Source organism: Micromonospora sp. NBC_00421, from assembly GCF_036017915.1.
Classification (GTDB): domain Bacteria; phylum Actinomycetota; class Actinomycetes; order Mycobacteriales; family Micromonosporaceae; genus Micromonospora.
Map to the genome: position 1 here is coordinate 1,797,773 of NZ_CP107929.1, position 13,431 is coordinate 1,811,203.

A 13,431-nucleotide genomic window follows, 5' to 3' on the forward strand; every position below is an offset into this window, starting at 1 on the left:
ATGACCGTCACCCTGGGTCCCACGCCCACCGCCGTCGCGGCGGTCCCCCTCGGCGTCGATCCGCCCGCCCCGGCCCGCCGACGGTGGGGCCGGCCACGACCGGGACTGCTCGCCGCCGGGGCGTACCTCGTCCTGCTGGTCGTCGCGGCGGTCCTCCCGGCGCTGCTGGCACCCGGCGATCCGCTCGCCGCCGACCCGCGCGCCGTGCTCACCGCCCCCGACGCGGCGCACTGGTTCGGCACCGACCACCTCGGCCGTGACGTCTGGACCCGGGTGGTGCACGGTGCCGGGCACTCGCTGACCATCGGTCTCGCCGCGACCGCGATCGCGGTCACCGGCGGGGTGCTGCTCGGACTGCTCGCCGGGCTGGCCCACCGGTTCGCCGACGAGGCGCTCAGCCGGTCCTTCGACGCGTTGTCGGCGTTCCCGCTGCTGCTGCTGGCGCTGCTGCTGATCACGGTCGCCGGCCCCGGCACGGCCAGCCTGATCGTCGCCATCGGCATCGCCACCCTCCCGCACCACGCCCGGGTGGTACGCGGACAGACCCTGCTGGTGCGCCGGGCCGGGTACGTCGAACAGGCGGTCAGCTTCGGCCTGTCCCGGCCCCGGCTGGTGCTGCGGCACGTGCTGCCCAACGTGATCGGCCCGGTCCCGGTGCTCGCCGTGATCGGGCTCGGTGAGGCGATCCTGGCCGCCGCCGGGCTCAGCTTCCTCGGCCTCGGCCCGCAGCCACCGTCACCGGAGTGGGGCGCGATGCTCTCCGAGGGCCGCAACTACCTGCAGGTGGCCTGGTGGATGACGGTGCTGCCGGGCGCGGCGGTCACCGCCACGGTGGTGGCGCTGACCGTGGTCGGACGACACTGGCAGGTCCGCTTCGACGGGCGGCAGCCGTGATGGCCCCGCTGCTCACCGTGGAGGACCTGCACGTCACCTTCGACACCCCGACCGGCCCGGTGGAGGCGGTACGCGGCATCGACCTCACCGTCGGGGCCGGCGAGTGCGTCGCGGTCGTGGGGGAGTCCGGCTCGGGCAAGAGCGTCACCGCCCGTACCCTGGTCGGTCTGGCCGGTGACGGTGCCCGGGTCCGGGCCGCCCGGCTCGACCTCGCCGGCCGGGACGTGCGGGCCTACCGACCACGGGACTGGCGGCGGGTGCGGGGCCGGCTCGCCGGGCTGGTGGTGCAGGACGCGCTGGCCTCCCTCGACCCGCTGCGCACCGTCGGCGCGGAGATCGGCGAGGTGCTCGCCGCGCACGACATCGTCGGTCGGTGGGAACGCGCCGGCCGGGTCACCCACCTGCTCGACCAGGTGCACGTGCCGGAACCCGGCCGCCGGGCGCGGCAGTACCCGCACCAACTCTCCGGCGGGCTGCGGCAGCGGGCGCTGATCGCCTCGGCGATCGCCGGCGAACCCGCCCTGCTCATCGCCGACGAGCCGACCACCGCGCTGGACGTCACCGTGCAGGCGCAGATCCTGCGGCTGCTCGCCGAACGGCGGGCCACCGGGGTCGGGCTGCTGCTGATCAGTCACGACCTGGCGGTGGTCGCCCAGGTGGCCGACCGGGTCCTGGTGATGCGAGACGGCCGGATCGTCGAACACGGTCCGACCGGGCGGGTGCTGCGGGCCCCGCAACACCCGTACACCCGGCAGTTGCTTGCCGCGGTGCCGTCGGCCACGTCACGGGGGCGTCGGCTCGGCGAACCGGCCCGGGTCCGCGACGGCTGCGCGGTGCCGGCGCTGGGGCGTACCCCGCTGCCGGCGCGGCCCGCCGTCCGTCCGGACGACACCGTGCTGGCCGCGGTCGGCCTGACCAGGCGGTACGGCCCGCACACCGTCGTGCGGGACGTCTCGTTCAGCGTCGCCCGGGGCGAGACGCTGGGGCTGGTGGGCGAGTCCGGCTCCGGCAAGAGCACGATCGCCCGCCTCGTCGCCGGCCTGCTCGCCGCCGACGCCGGCACCGTCACCTTCGAGTCCACCAGGTGGTCCGGGGTGCCGGAGCGGACCCGCCGTCCGCTGCGCCGACGGATGCAGCTGATCTCCCAGGACCCGTTGGGCTCCTTCGACCCCCGGTACACCGTCGGCCGGCTCGTCGCCGAGAACCTCGACCCCGGGCCGGACCGGAGCGACCGGGTGGTCGCCCTGCTGCACCGGGTCGGCCTCGGCCCGGAGCTTGTCGACCGGCACCCCCGGTCGCTGTCCGGCGGGCAACGGCAACGCGTCGCCATCGCCCGCGCCATCGCCCCCCGGCCCAGCCTGATCATCTGTGACGAACCGGTCTCCGCCCTGGACGTCTCCGTCCAGGCCCAGGTCCTCGACCTGCTGGCCGAGCTGCGGGCCGCCGACGGCACCGCCCTGCTGTTCATCTCCCACGACCTGGGCGTGGTGCACCACCTCGCCGACCGGGTGCTGGTCCTGCACGACGGCGCGGTGGTCGAGCAGGGTCCGGTCGGCGACGTCTTCAGCTATCCCCGGCACCACCACACCCGGTCCCTGCTCGACGCGCTGCCCACGCTCGTCACCGCCGGCTGACCGTAGGAGGAGAACCATGCCCGATCCCACCCTGCACCTGGCCGTCGCCCTCGACGGCCTCGGTTGGCACCCCGCCGCCTGGCGGCTGTCCCACGCCGACCCGGCGGCGCCGCTGTTCCCCCGCTGGTGGGCGTCCCTGGTCGGACAGGCCGAACGGGGTGCCCTGGACCTGGTCACCATCGAGGACTCGCTTGACCTCCAGTCGTCCCTGCCCGACGGGCCGGACGGCCGGGTCGACCAGGTCCGGGGCCGACTCGACGCGCTGCTTGTCGCCGCCCGCATCGCCCCGCTGACCCGGCACATCGGGCTCATCCCGACCACAAGCGTCACGCACACCGAACCGTTCCACGTCTCCACCGCGGTGGCCACCCTCGACCACGTGACCGGCGGCCGGGCCGGCTGGCTGCCCCGGGTCTCCGCCCGCCGCTCCGAGGCCGGACACTTCGGCCGGCGGAACCTGCCCCCGCTGGATCCGACCCGGCTGGCCGAACCGCAGCACGCACGGCTCGTCGGTGACCTGTTCGCCGAGGCCGCCGACGCCGTCGAGGTGGTCCGCCGGCTCTGGGACAGTTGGCAGGACGACGCGGAGATCCGCGACGTCCCGACCGGCCGGTTCGTCGACCGGGACCGGCTGCACTACACCGACTTCACCGGTCGGTGGTTCTCGGTCAGGGGGCCGTCGATCGTGCCCCGGCCGCCGCAGGGGCAACCGGTGGTCGCCGCGCTGGCCCACTCGACGGTGCCGTACGCGTTCGCCGCCCGGCACGCCGATGTCGTCTTCGTCACCCCCACCGACGCCGGGCACGCCGAGGCCGTCGTCGCCGAGGTCCGGGCGGTGGAGGAGACCGTCGGCCGGTCCGGCCCGCCACTGCGGATCCTGGCCGACCTGGAGGTGCTGATCGACGACACCCCGGCCCTGGCCCGGCGGCGTCGGACCCGGTTGGACGAGCTGCACGGCGCGGAGTTCCACGCCGACGCCGCCGCCTTCACCGGCAGCCCCGGGCAGCTCGCCGACCTGCTCGCCGAGTGGCGTCGGGCCGGGGCGGACGGCTTCCGGCTGCGTCCCGCCGTGCTGCCCGACGACCTCGTCACGATCACCAGGGCGGTGGTGCCAGCGCTGCGCGACCGGGGCCTGTTCCGCGCCGGTCACCCCGGTGGGACGCTACGCGACCTGCTCGGCCTGCCCCGGCCGGACAACCGGTACGCCGTCGCGGGCACCGACTGATCCCAGGAGACACCCATGCCCAAGCAGATCATCCTCGCCGCGCACTTCCCCGGGGTGAACAACACCACCGTGTGGAGCGACCCGGCCTCCGGCAGCCACATCGACTTCGCCTCCTTCGTCCACCTGGCCCGCACCGCCGAACGCGGCAGATTCGACTTCTTCTTCCTGGCCGAGGGGCTGCGGCTGCGCGAACAGCGGGGCCGGATCCACGACCTGGACGTGGTGGGTCGACCGGACACCCTCACCGTGCTGGCCGCGCTCGCCGCCGTCACCACCCACCTGGGTCTGGCCGGCACCCTGAACACCACCTTCCGGGAGCCGTACGAGCTGGCCCGGCAACTGGCCAGCCTGGACCACCTCTCCGGTGGCCGGGCCGCCTGGAACGTGGTCACCACCTCCGACGCGTTCACCGGGGAGAACTTCCGCCGGGGCGGCTACCTCGACCGGTCGCTGCGCTACGAACGGGCCGCCGAGTTCGTCCGTACCGCCCGGCAGTTGTGGGAGTCGTGGCCGGCGGACGCGGTCGTCGGCGACCGCGACGGCGGCCGCTACGTCGACGAGGCCGATCCGGGGGTCTTCGCCCACCGCGGCGACCAGTTCGACATCGCCGGGCACTTCACCGTGCCGCGCAGCCCGCAACTGCACCCGGTGATCCTCCAGGCCGGTGACTCGGGTGACGGCCGGGATTTCGCCGCGTCCAGCGCCGACGCGATCTTCTCCCGGCACGGCACCCTGGCCGACGGTCAGGAGTTCTACCGGGACGTGAAGGCCCGGCTGGCCCGCTACGGCCGCAACCCCGACGATCTGAAGATCATTCCGGGGGTGACCTTCGTTCTCGGCGACACCGACGCCGAGGCCCAGGAACGCGCCCACCACATCCGCCGCCAGCAGGTCAGCCCGCAGACCGCCATCCTACTGCTGGAACAGCTCTGGAACCGGGACCTGTCCGGGTACGACCCGGACGGCCCGCTGCCGGCCGAGGACCCCGACGTCTCCGCCGACGCGATCAGCCGGGGCCGGGCGGGGATGTACCCGGACCCGGTCGGCACCGCCCGGCAGTGGCGGGCGCTGGCGCAGGAGAAGGGCCTCGGCATCCGCGACCTGATCATCGAGGTCACCGGCCGGCAGTCCTTCGTCGGCACCCCGCAGCGGGTCGCCGAGCGGATGAACCACTTCGTGCAGTCCGACGCCGCCGACGGGTTCATCCTGGTGCCGCACCTGACCCCGGGCGGACTCGACGAGTTCGTCGACCGGGTCGTCCCGCTGCTCCAGGAACGCGGCGTGTTCCGCACCGAGTACACCGGCACCACCCTGCGCGACCACCTCGGCCTGCGGCCCGCCCGCCCGCTCACCCGGGTCGGTGCGGCATGACCGGCCCGCAGACGTCCACCCCGGTCACCGTCTGCCGGCTGCGCTGGGACGACCCGGACGCGGTGGCCCTGCGGGCGGCGATGACCGGGGAACTGCGCCAGCGCTACGCCGACCGTCCGCACGACCCGATCCACCTGCCCCCGGCGCGGGTGCTCGCCCCCGGCTCGGTGGCCTGGACCGGGGTGGCCTACACCGCCGACGCGCTCCCGGTCGGCCACGCCGCGCTGCGCTGGCACGGCGTCGACCTGGAACTCAAACGGATGTACGTGGTGCCCGCCCACCGGGGGCGGGGCGTCGCCGACCAGCTCCTGGACGCCGCCCGCGAAGCGGCCGGGCAGTTCGGCGCGGGCCGGATCGTGCTCCAGACCGGCGACCGGCAACCCGACGCGGTCCGCCGCTACGAACGCGCCGGCTACCGGCCGGTCCCGGTCTTCCCGCCGTACGACGCGTTGCCCTACTCCCGCTGCTACGCCCTGGTGGTACGCCCCGCCTCCGCACGGAAGGCCCCGGTCCCGGCATGAAGTTCCTGCTGATCACCCTGATCACCCACCTGCCCGACCCGGTCACCGGACGACGCCGGAGCACCACCGAACGGTTCCGGGAGGTGGTCGACACGGCAGTGCTCGCCGAGGAACTCGGTTTCGACGGCTACGGCGTCGGCGAACGACACGAACGCCCCTTCATCTCCTCCTCCCCGCCGGTGGTGCTGAGCCACATCGCGGCGCGGACCCGCACCATCCGGCTCTTCACCGCCGTCACCACGCTGAGCCTGCTCGACCCGGTCCGCGCCTACGAGGACTACGCCACCCTCGACCACCTCTGCGACGGTCGGCTGGAACTGATCATCGGCAAGGGCAACGGCACCGCCCAGGCCCAGCTCTTCCACGTCACCGCCGAGGATCAGTGGGACCGCAACCGGGAGGGCTACGAGCTGTTCCGTCGGCTCTGGCGGGAGGACCGGGTCACCTGGTCGGGCCGGTACCGACCGGCGCTGACCGAGGCCGAGACCTGGCCCCGTCCGCTGCAACAGCCCATCCGGGTCTGGCACGGCAGCGCCACCAGCCGGGAGTCGGTCGACCTGGCCGCCCGCCACGGCGACCCGATCTTCTCCGCCAACGTCACCAACCCGGTCGAGCCGTACGCCGAGCTGGTGCGCTACTACCGGCAGCGGTGGGTGCACCACGGCCACGACCCGGCGGACGCCCTCGTCGGGGCCGGCACCGCCGGCTTCTACACCGCCCGGACCTCGCAGGAGGCGGTCGAGACGTACCGGCCGATCTTCGAGGCCCGGCTCGCCGCGTTCCGCCGGCTCGGCGTCGAACCGGTCTTCCCCACCATCGAGGACGCCGTGGCCCGCAGCTCCCTGCTGGTCGGCAGCCCGCAGCAGATCGTCGACAAGGTGCTGCGCTACCACGGGCAGCTCGGCCACGAGGTGATGCACCTCCAAGCCGACCACGACGGGCTGACCGAAAAGGCCCACCGGCTGAGCCTGGAGCTGTTCCAGGCCGAGGTGGCGCCGGTGCTGCGCCGGGAGATCCCCAGCCGTCCCTTCCGTCCGCCGGCGACCGCCGCCGCACCACGCTGACCAGAAACGGGGAATCCGATGTCATCGACCGCACTGTCCGTGCTCGACCTGTCCCCGGTGCCCGCCGGTGGCACCGTCACCGACGCCCTGCGGCACACCGTGGACCTGGCCCGCCGGGTCGAACAGTTCGGTTACCGCCGCTACTGGCTGGCCGAGCACCACCTGGCCGCCGGGGTGGCCAGTGCCGCCCCGGCCGTGCTCATCGGGCAGGTCGCCGCGGCCACCAGCGTGCTGCGGGTCGGCTCCGGCGCGGTGCAGGTGGGTCACCGCACCGCCCTGTCGGTGGTGGAGGAGTTCGGCACCCTCGCCGCCCTCCACCCGGGTCGCATCGACCTCGGCATCGGCCGGTCCGGCCAGCGTCGGGCCGAGGCCGCCCAGGAACCCGCCGCGCCCCTGCCACCACCGGCCGAGGCCCGGGTGGTCGACGGGCTGCTGATCCCCGCACCTTTCTCCTTCGCCCACCTCGTCGGCGCACCCCGGTACGCGCTCGCCGCCGCGCTGCTGCACCAGGCCGGTGCTCAGCCGCCCGCGTTCGCCGGGCAGCTCGACGACATCCTCGCGTTGCTGCGCGGCGACTACCGGGACGCCGACGGCCTGGACGCGCACGCCGTCCCGGGGGAGGGGGCGGACCTCCAGGTGTGGCTGCTGGGCAGCAGCGGTGGGGAGAGCGCCCGACTCGCCGGGGCGCTGGGCCTGCCCTTCGCCGCCAACTACCACGTCAGCCCCGCCTCGGTGCTGGACGCGGTCGGCGCCTACCGGGCCGCGTTCCGACCTTCGGCGGCGCTGGCCGAGCCGTACCTGGTGGTCTCCGCCGACGTGGTGGTCGCCGACACCGATGCCGAGGCGCGTCGGCTGGCCGTGCCGTACGCGCCATGGGTGCGCGGCATCCGCAGCGGCGGGGGCGCGATCCCGTACCCGAGTCCCGAGCAGGCCGCCGTCCTGCCGTGGACGGACGCCGACCGGCAGCTCGTCGCCGACCGGGTGGACACCCAGTTCGTCGGCGCGCCGGAGACGGTCGCCGCCCGGTTGCGCACCCTGCGGGACGTCACCGGCGCCGACGAGCTGCTGGTCACCACGATCACCCACGATCACGCCGACCGGGTGCGGTCCTACCAGCTGCTGGCGAAGGAATGGGCCCAGTCCGGCGACGCCGGCCGGGCCTGAGGTGCGGTCGGTTCGCTCACCCCGGCCCGGACGGGACCACGTATCGGGGGTGTCCGGGTCGGGGTGTCGCGTCAGCTCATCGCACTGAGCAGGCCGGTCTCCGGCTGGGTTCGTCCGTGGCCGCGGCTTTCGCCGGGGCCGGGCTATATTGACGTCAGTCGCTTGCTGCTCTGGAGGTGTCTGACGTGAGAGCCCGTTCGATGGTGGTGGCGGCGGTCGTGGCGGGGCTCGCGGCGACCGGCGCAGGCACCGCCACGCTCGCCGGTGCCGCCCCGGCCGCCCAGGCACCGGCCGCGGTGGCCCTGGCCACCGGTGACTTCGACTTCACCCGCCCCCAGGTGGTGGCCACCGGCCTGACGGTCCCCTGGGGGATGGACTTCCTGCCCGACGGCAGCGCCCTGACGGCGCTGCGCAACTCCGGCCAGGTGGTGCGGGTCCGCCCCGGGCAGGCCCCCGAGCAGGTGGCCCAGGTCTCCGGCGTCAACGCCACGGGCGAGGGCGGGCTGCTCGGCCTCGCGGTCTCCCCGGGGTACGTCCAGGACGGTTACGTCTACGTCTACCTCACCACCGCCACGGACAACCGGATCGTCCGCTTCCGGCTCACCGCGCCCCAGAACCAGGAGCCGGTCCTGACCGGGCTGGCCCGGTCCAGCATCCACAACGGCGGGCGGATCGCCTTCGGCCCGGACGGGATGCTCTACGCCGGCGTCGGCGACGCGGGGCAGACGGCCAACGCGCAGAACCCGCAGAGCCGCAACGGCAAGATCCTCCGGATGCGGCCGGACGGTTCGGTGCCATCGGACAACCCGACGGCCGGCTCCCTGGTCTACAGCCTCGGGCACCGCAACGTGCAGGGCCTGACCTGGGACGCCCAGGGCCGGCTCTATGCCGCCGAGTTCGGGCAGAACACCTGGGACGAGGTCAACCTCATCGTGGCCGGCGGCAACTACGGCTGGCCGACGGTCGAGGGTCGGGCCAACGATCCCCGGTTCCGGGATCCGCTCGTGGTCTGGTCGACCGCCGAGGCGTCCCCGAGCGGCGCGGCGATCGCCGGCAACCGGCTCTTCGTCGCCGCGCTGCGGGGTACCCGGCTGTGGAACGTGCCGCTCACCGGGACCGGTGGGGTCGGCACCCCGACGGCCGAGTTGACGGGCGCCTACGGCCGTCTGCGCACCGTCGAGTACGGGCCGGACGGCTGGCTCTGGGTCACCACCAGCAACCGGGACGGGCGCGGCACCCCGGCGGCCACCGACGACCGCATCCTGCGCTTCCCGCCGAGGGACACCGCCACCCCGCAACCGACCACTGCCCCGCCGACGACCGCCCCGCCGACCAGCTCGCCCACGACGCCCCCGCCCACCACCACCCCGCCCGGCACGCCCCCGCCCGTCTCGTGCCGGGTCAGTTGGCAGCCCAACCAGTGGAACGGCGGGTTCACCGCCGAGGTGTCGATCACCAACCTCGGGTTCTCGGTGACCGGTTGGACGTTGACCTGGACCTTCGGTGCCGACCAGCGGGTCACCAACGCCTGGAACGCGCAGGTGACCCAGTCCGGGGCCGCCGTCACCGCCCGTAACGTCGCCTGGAACGGCGACCTGCCGCAGAGCGGCACGGTCACCTTCGGCATCCAGGGCACCTTCGGCACGAGCAACCCGCGCCCCACCGCGTTCCAGTTCAACGGGGGTGTCTGCCTGGTCCAGTAACCCGATCTCACGGTCAGCGTCGACGGCGGCCGGGGTCGGTCGAACCGGGGCAATGTGCCGGATTCGCCGACGCCGGGCCCCGTTCCGGTGGAGCCTGCGAGATGTGCCATCGCGTACGGCTGCCGCGGAACGGGGTGATCGTGAACCGGAGGTTCGTCGGGCTGTTGGTGCTGACCAGCGTGTCGCCGATGATCGAGGCCGCCGTGGTCGTCCTGCTGGGCTTCCGGGCAGCCGAGGCGCTCCCGCCGCAGGTCACCGCCGTCTGGCCGTACGACACCTACCACGATCTGCGCTGGCTCTACGTCTACCACCGGTCGTGGTGGGAGTTCGTGCTCTGGCTGTGTTACGTGTTGGTCGCCCGGGGCCTGTTCACCACCGGGCTGGTGGTGCTGGCCTGGCCGGCCGGGATGCGCAGGCCGTCGGTGTGGTGGCTGCTGCGGCGCAACGTCGGGCTCTCCGTGCTGGTCGGCGGTTTCGTCGCACCGTGGGCGGCGATCTCGGTGGCGGCGTCGGTGGTGGCGCTGTCCTGGGTGCTGCTGGCGTCGCTGCTGCCGATGTTCCTGCTCGCGCCGTTCCTGCAACGGGCTGGCGTGGTGGAGCACTGGTGGCGGGGGCTGCCGTCGATCTCACTGATCGGCTGGTCGCTGCTGAACTTCGTGGTGCTCACCCTGGCCGGGGCGCTGTGCTGGAGGGTGCCCGGCTGGTGGACGGTGCCGGTGGCCGGCGCGGCGGGGGCATTGAACGGGCTGCTGTGGAACCGGACGATCCGGGCGGCACTGCTGCCGTCGCGGGTGCGCTGGGCCCGGGTGCCGGTGACTCCGCTGGCGGCCCTGCTGGCGTTCGCCGTACCGCTCGTCATCCCACCGCTGACGGATCTGGTGCCGGGCAACGAGCCGTGGATCAAGACGGCCGTGCTCGACCGGCCGCTGCCGTCCGAGGTCACGCACGCGGTGATCGTGCTCACCGGCTACGGCTCGGCCTACGGGGGCGAGCAGCCGGCCGACCCGCGGGTGCAACGCTTCTCCTACCGGGGGCTGGGCCCCGACGGCAGGCCGCTGGCATACCAGCCCCGGGACACCACGAAGTCGATGGCGGACAGCGTGCGGCTGCTCGGCCAGCAGGTGGAACGGCTGCACCGGCGTACCGGACGGCGGGTGGCGCTGATCGGGGAGAGCGAGGGGGCGATGGTGGCCCGCACCTACCTCGCCCGACGCCCCGATCCGGCGGTCGACGCCCTCGTGATGTTCAGTCCGTTGATCTTCGCCGGCCGGGCCTACTACCCGCCCCCGCACCACGACCAGGGGTGGGGGGTGGTCACGGGGTGGCAGTTGCGGGCCGTCTTCGCGCTGGCCGGCGTCGGCAGCGGGCCGGACGAGCCGTTCATCCGTTCGCTGCTCGACGACGCGCCGTTCTACCGTAACCAGCTGATGTGTCCCGTGCCGGGGGTCCGGATGGTCGCCTTCCTGCCCACCGCGACGGCCACCGAGGCGCCCCCGGGCGAGTACACCCGGATTCCGGTGGTCCAGATTCCCGGGGTGCACGGCGCACTGTTGGACCGGCGGCTGCTCCAGCAGCGGCTGATCGACTTCCTCCTCGGTAAGCCGATCGCCCAGACCAGGGTCGAGTATCCGCTGCTCCAGAGCTTCGCCGCCGCCTGGCAGGCGCCGCCGCTGCCGATCGCGGCGAACCCGGCCTGGGCGGGCAACCGGCAGCCCGATCCGGCGTTCACCGGAAAGGTCTGCCTGCCGGCCCGGTGACTGTCCGGACCGGCCCTGTCACCCCACCCGCCGACCCGCAGGCCGCGCGCCGGCCGCCGTGGTCAGCTCCACAGCAGTTGGACGACGACCAGCGCGGCGACCAGATCAGGGCCGCGCAGCACCTGACGGACCAGGTCGACCGGCATCATCGCGAAGGGGGTGTTGACCATCGCCCCGCCGTAGCGCATCGGTGGGCGGGTGCCGGCCCAGAAGGCGGCCGTCACGACCCCGGGCAGCAGCACCGCGTCGAGCGGGCCGGGGACCGACCGTAGGGCGGGCAGGGTGGCCAGGTACCACAGCGTGGCCCCGACGCCCGGCAGGACCAGGTGCGTCAGTCGCAGCAGGATGTCGTTGCCGCCGAGGGACCGCCGCAGGCCCGGTGAACGGCTCACCGCGCGGAGCCCGCCGGTGAGCAGACCCGTCGCCAGGTACGCCAGGATCACGTGTGCCGGGCCCGCGGCCGACGGCAGCGCCACCGCGACGGCGTACATGGTCAGCAGCGCCCCGGCCCAGCCGACGAGGGCGCCCCGACGCCGGGACAACCGGCGTACCTCCGCCTGGAGCAGCACCGGGAACCGGCCACCGGGGCGGAACCGTCGGCCGCGCACCAGTCCGACCGCGCGCCACCGGCGGCTCTCCACCAGCGCGGCGAGCAGCGACGGATCCAGCAGCACGGCGGCGGTGGTGGCGGCGTTGGCGAACTGCGCCCCCGTGGTCAGCGCCGCCCGGTCCACCCGGGCGAGCTGCCGGTGCGCGCGGACGGTCGACGCCACCGCGACCGGCAGCAACGCCAGGCCGACGCCGGCGGTGAGCGGCACCGGTGGCAGCGGGAGGGACCACCCGACGGCGTGCCCGACCACCACCAGCACCGCGATCGCCGCACCGACGGCGGGCAGACCGACGGTGAGCAGTCCCGCCCAGCGGGGCGTGGCGCGGGCGCTCTGGGCGATGACGGCACACCCGGTCGCGGTGGCTCCGCAGGTGAGACCGGCCAACGCCGACCAGCCCAGGTCGGCGGGGCGGTCGAGGCCACCGGCGAAAGCGGCCGCCACCGCCAGCAGGCCCGCCCCGGCGGTGACGCCGCCGACCAGCCCGCCGAACCGGGGGAGCAGCCACGCCCGGCGGTCCACCGGAGAGCTGACCAGCCAGGTCTGGGTAGCGGGGGTGACCAGCAGCGGTCCGATCAGCCGCAGCCCCCACCAGGCGAGTCCGGCCCCCGCCGTCACGGCGGCGACGGCGATCCAGTACCGGTCGCCCGGGTCGGTCCGGGTGACCTGTGGGGCCGCCAGGTGGTCGCGGATCGCGGCGACCGCGAACCAGCCGTACAGGGCGACGAACAGGACCACGACGTAGGCGTCGGTGAGCACCTCGCCGAGCGAACCGGGATGGTGCCGGCGGCGGGCCCGTCGCAGCCGGGCCCGCAGTTCCCGGGGTGCGGGTCCGACCACCGGCGGTGGGGAGGTCCTGGTCGACGTCACCTCAGCCGCCGATCTCGACCCGCCGGTCGGCGACCGCGTCGATCAGATCGGTGTCGTGGGACGCCATCAGCACCGCCGTGCCGGCCGCCTTCTCCCGCAGGAGCCGCTGCGTCAGCCAGGCCCGGCCCCGGACGTCGAGGCGCTGCTCCGGTTCGTCGAGGACGAGCAACCGGCGCGGGCGTACGAAGCAGGAGGCGAGGGCGAGGCGGCGGCGCTGGCCGCTGGAGAGGGTCGCCGGGAGTTGGTCGCGGGCCGGTTCGAGACCGAGTTCGGTGAGCACCTCCGCGACCGGGTCGGCGGTGCCGCCGTGAGCGTAGGCGACCAGTTCGAGGTGTTCGACGACGGACAGGTCCGGAAAGAAGTCGACGTCGTCGAGGGCGGCGGCGACCGCCGCGCGGACCCGGGGGTCGGTCTCGTCACAGCGGCGGCCGTCGAGCAGGACCTCGCCCTCGTCGGGGCGGTCCGCCCCGACGACGCAGCGCAGCAGGGTGGTCTTGCCGGCGCCGTTCGGGCCGACGACGACGGCGACCTGCCCCGCGTCGAGCTGGAAGCGCACGTCGTCGAGGACGACCAGCGCGCCGAACCGGCGGATCAGCCCGCGTACGGCAAGGATGCTCACA

The 13,431-nt window shown here is 74.3% G+C and carries 11 protein-coding genes; 9 read left to right on the forward strand and 2 right to left on the reverse strand.

Annotated features, from left to right (window positions below; translation table 11 throughout):
* From OHQ87_RS07790 to OHQ87_RS07830, 9 genes are all read left to right on the forward strand, one after another.
* Complete coding sequence (locus OHQ87_RS07790) at positions 1 to 894, forward strand: ABC transporter permease (RefSeq protein ID WP_328346358.1); 894 nt, start codon at positions 1 to 3, stop codon at positions 892 to 894.
* Positions 894 to 2,528, forward strand: coding sequence for an ABC transporter ATP-binding protein (locus OHQ87_RS07795; protein WP_328346360.1), 1,635 nt, complete (start codon positions 894 to 896; stop codon positions 2,526 to 2,528). Before OHQ87_RS07790 ends, OHQ87_RS07795 begins: the two co-directional genes overlap by 1 nt.
* Positions 2,529 to 2,544: 16 nt before the next feature.
* A complete protein-coding gene (locus OHQ87_RS07800) occupies positions 2,545 to 3,753 on the forward strand; it encodes an LLM class flavin-dependent oxidoreductase (protein ID WP_328346362.1) in 1,209 nt (402 codons plus the stop codon).
* A gap of 15 nt (positions 3,754 to 3,768) precedes the next feature.
* Positions 3,769 to 5,124, forward strand: a complete 1,356-nt coding sequence (locus OHQ87_RS07805; RefSeq protein WP_328346364.1) for an NtaA/DmoA family FMN-dependent monooxygenase — start codon at positions 3,769 to 3,771, stop codon at positions 5,122 to 5,124.
* Entirely contained in the window at positions 5,121 to 5,645 is a 525-nt protein-coding gene (locus tag OHQ87_RS07810) for a GNAT family N-acetyltransferase (protein ID WP_328346366.1), read from the forward strand. Before OHQ87_RS07805 ends, OHQ87_RS07810 begins: the two co-directional genes overlap by 4 nt.
* Positions 5,642 to 6,709, forward strand: coding sequence for an LLM class flavin-dependent oxidoreductase (locus OHQ87_RS07815; protein WP_328346367.1), 1,068 nt, complete (start codon positions 5,642 to 5,644; stop codon positions 6,707 to 6,709). The genes OHQ87_RS07810 and OHQ87_RS07815 overlap by 4 nt, the downstream gene beginning before the upstream one ends.
* 18 nt (positions 6,710 to 6,727) lie before the next feature.
* The gene (locus OHQ87_RS07820) at positions 6,728 to 7,873 is read left to right on the forward strand and encodes an LLM class flavin-dependent oxidoreductase (RefSeq protein WP_328346369.1); all 1,146 of its coding nucleotides are present in this window, start codon (positions 6,728 to 6,730) and stop codon (positions 7,871 to 7,873) included.
* Positions 7,874 to 8,058: 185 nt separating this feature from the next.
* The gene (locus OHQ87_RS07825; RefSeq protein WP_328346371.1) at positions 8,059 to 9,576 is read left to right on the forward strand and encodes a PQQ-dependent sugar dehydrogenase; all 1,518 of its coding nucleotides are present in this window, start codon (positions 8,059 to 8,061) and stop codon (positions 9,574 to 9,576) included.
* A 140-nt stretch (positions 9,577 to 9,716) separates the two neighbouring features.
* Positions 9,717 to 11,333, forward strand: a complete 1,617-nt coding sequence (locus OHQ87_RS07830; protein WP_442930712.1) for a hypothetical protein — start codon at positions 9,717 to 9,719, stop codon at positions 11,331 to 11,333.
* A gap of 62 nt (positions 11,334 to 11,395) precedes the next feature.
* Here OHQ87_RS07830 and OHQ87_RS07835 read toward each other — a convergent pair whose 3' ends face one another.
* On the reverse strand, positions 11,396 to 12,811 hold the full coding sequence (locus OHQ87_RS07835; RefSeq protein ID WP_328346375.1) for a DUF6297 family protein: 1,416 nt from the start codon (positions 12,809 to 12,811) through the stop codon (positions 11,396 to 11,398).
* Position 12,812: 1 nt separating this feature from the next.
* Positions 12,813 to 13,430: an ABC transporter ATP-binding protein gene (locus OHQ87_RS07840; protein ID WP_328346377.1), complete on the reverse strand. Its 618-nt coding sequence runs from the start codon at positions 13,428 to 13,430 to the stop codon at positions 12,813 to 12,815.
* Position 13,431 lies beyond the last annotated feature (1 nt).

What these genes read in the sequence shown, in the direction of transcription:
- OHQ87_RS07790 (WP_328346358.1), top strand. Translation starts at nt 1, where the DNA reads ATGACCGTCACCCTGGGTCCCACGCCCACCGCCGTCGCGGCGGTCCCC.
- OHQ87_RS07795 (WP_328346360.1), top strand. Translation starts at nt 894, where the DNA reads ATGGCCCCGCTGCTCACCGTGGAGGACCTGCACGTCACCTTCGACACC.
- OHQ87_RS07800 (WP_328346362.1), top strand. Translation starts at nt 2,545, where the DNA reads ATGCCCGATCCCACCCTGCACCTGGCCGTCGCCCTCGACGGCCTCGGT.
- OHQ87_RS07805 (WP_328346364.1), top strand. Translation starts at nt 3,769, where the DNA reads ATGCCCAAGCAGATCATCCTCGCCGCGCACTTCCCCGGGGTGAACAAC.
- OHQ87_RS07810 (WP_328346366.1), top strand. Translation starts at nt 5,121, where the DNA reads ATGACCGGCCCGCAGACGTCCACCCCGGTCACCGTCTGCCGGCTGCGC.
- OHQ87_RS07815 (WP_328346367.1), top strand. Translation starts at nt 5,642, where the DNA reads ATGAAGTTCCTGCTGATCACCCTGATCACCCACCTGCCCGACCCGGTC.
- OHQ87_RS07820 (WP_328346369.1), top strand. Translation starts at nt 6,728, where the DNA reads ATGTCATCGACCGCACTGTCCGTGCTCGACCTGTCCCCGGTGCCCGCC.